The following is a 1,825-nucleotide window of genomic DNA, read 5'->3' as shown; positions in this document are numbered from 1 at the left end:
CGCGTCATCCGTGCCTGCCGGGAAATGGGCATCAAATCGGTTGCGGTGCATTCCACTGCGGACGCCGATGCGATGCACGTGCGCATGGCCGATGAATCGGTCTGCATCGGTCCGCCGTCCGGCACCCAAAGCTACCTGTCGATCCCGGCCATCATCTCGGCCGCCGAGATCACCGGCGCCCAGGCGATTCATCCGGGCTATGGCTTCCTGTCGGAAAACGCCAACTTTGTGCAGATTATCGAAGACCACGGGCTGACCTTCATCGGTCCCTCGGCAGCGCATATCCGCATCATGGGCGACAAGATCACCGCCAAGGAAACCGCCCAGAACCTTGGCATCCCGGTAGTGCCGGGATCTGAGGGCGGCGTGCCTGACATTGCCGCGGCCAAGAAAGCCGCAGCAGACATGGGTTATCCGGTGATCATCAAGGCCACCGCCGGCGGCGGCGGCCGCGGCATGAAAGTGGCCCTGAACGAACAAGAGCTGACGACCGCCTTCTCCACCGCCCGTTCAGAAGCCAAGGCTGCCTTTGGCAATGACGAAGTCTACATGGAGAAATACCTCCAGAAGCCGCGTCACATCGAAGTGCAGGTCTTTGGCGACGGCAAGGAGACCGGCATCCATCTGGCGGAACGCGACTGCTCGCTGCAGCGCCGCCACCAGAAGGTGTTCGAGGAGGCCCCCGGCCCCTGCATCACCCCGGAAGAGCGCGCCCGCATCGGCAAGATCTGCGCCGACGCAATTGGCAAGATGGGCTATTCCGGTGCTGGCACCGTGGAATTCCTCTATGAAGACGGCGAGTTCTATTTCATCGAAATGAACACTCGCCTGCAGGTGGAGCACCCGGTGACTGAGGCCATCTTTGGCGTCGATCTGGTGCGTGAGCAGATCAGGGTCGCCGAAGGGCTGCCGATGTCGTTCACTCAGGACGATCTGGAAATCAACGGCCACGCCATCGAGGTGCGGATCAACGCCGAAAAGCTGCCGAACTTTGCCCCCTGCCCGGGCAAGATCACCCAGTACCACGCCCCCGGCGGATTGGGTGTGCGGATGGATTCGGCGCTGTATGACGGCTACTCGATCCCGCCCTATTACGACTCGCTGATCGGCAAGCTGATCGTGCATGGCCGCGACCGGACCGAGGCGCTGGCCCGTCTGAACCGCGCCCTGGGCGAGCTGATCATCGACGGCATCGACACCACCGTGCCGCTGTTCCATGCGCTGCTGCAGGAACAGGATATCCACACCGGCGACTACGGCATCCACTGGCTGGAACGCTGGCTGGAAGAAAACCAGCCCGGATAACTTCAGCGGGGCGCACCACTGGCTGCGCCCCGTTTTACATTTGCCTGCCTTTTCCCGTTATACTGGCCAGCACCATGAGCTTAACTGCGGACCTATTGCTGCACGCCTATTCTGCCGGTGTTTTTCCAATGGCCGAACACCGCGACGACCCCGAGATTTTCTGGGTCGATCCCAAGCGGCGTGGCATTCTGCCGCTGGATGGCTTCCGCATCTCCCGCTCGCTGGCCAAACGGATCCGCAATGGCGGCTTTGAGATCACCGTGAACCAGGATTTCGGCGGCGTCGTAGACGGTTGCGCCGACCGGGCCGAGACCTGGATCAACGGGGAAATCCGCGACCGCTACCTGGATCTGCACCTGATGGGCAACGCCCATTCGCTGGAAGTCTGGCAGGACGGTATTCTGGCCGGCGGCACCTATGGCGTCTCTCTGGGCGGCGCCTTTTTCGGCGAAAGCATGTTCTCGCGCCGCCGCGATGCCTCCAAAGTGGCACTGGCCTATCTGACGGACCGGCTGGTGCA

2 protein-coding genes are annotated in these 1,825 nt (G+C 62.2%); both read left to right on the top strand.

Annotated features, from left to right (window positions below; translation table 11 throughout):
- A partial coding sequence (gene accC, locus A2I95_RS35020; RefSeq protein ID WP_291737171.1) for an acetyl-CoA carboxylase biotin carboxylase subunit occupies positions 1–1,305 on the top strand: 1,305 nt, incomplete at its 5' end.
- Between the two features lie 74 nt (positions 1,306–1,379).
- A partial coding sequence (locus tag A2I95_RS35015; protein ID WP_291737169.1) for a leucyl/phenylalanyl-tRNA--protein transferase occupies positions 1,380–1,825 on the top strand: 446 nt, incomplete at its 3' end.

Source organism: Leisingera sp. F5, assembly GCF_001593695.1.
Note: the sequence above shows the minus strand (reverse complement) of the source record. Positions and strands in the feature narration are given on the sequence as shown.